Origin of the sequence: Streptomyces sp. SID13726 (genome assembly GCF_010548375.1) — a bacterium.
GTDB lineage: Bacteria > Actinomycetota > Actinomycetes > Streptomycetales > Streptomycetaceae > Streptomyces.
Genome location: NZ_JAAGLY010000878.1, coordinates 1 through 383 on the forward strand (window position 1 = coordinate 1; position 383 = coordinate 383).

The following is a 383-nucleotide window of genomic DNA, read 5'->3' on the forward strand; positions in this document are numbered from 1 at the left end:
TAGTCCTCGGGGGATCCTTCCTTCCCGCCGTAGACGACGTCCTCGAAGTACGCCAAGGCGTTCGGCCTGCTGCCGTCCGTGTCCGTCACCGCGTAGACCTCGGCGAGTTCACCGCTGGAGGTGGACTTGCCGTTCCACCGCCGGGCGCGGTCCGGGTCGGCCGCCAGCGCCGCGACCGTCCGGGCCAGGTACTGCGGGGACTCGGCGATGGCGAAGGTCGGTTCCAGGGCGATCGCGTCGCGCCAGTTGTACTCGGCGACGCCGAAGTGGGTGAGCATCTGTTCCGAGCGCAGGAATCCCGGCGTGACCGCGACCGCCGCGCCCCCGTACTCCGCCAGCTCCTGGCCCAGTCCGAACGCGAGGCGGATCGGGGCGTTCTTGGC

General features: G+C 70.8%; 1 pseudogene. It reads right to left on the minus strand.

Going from position 1 to position 383, the window contains the following annotated elements:
* Positions 1 to 383, minus strand: a pseudogene (locus tag G3I78_RS50775) (short-chain dehydrogenase); the annotation flags it as partial.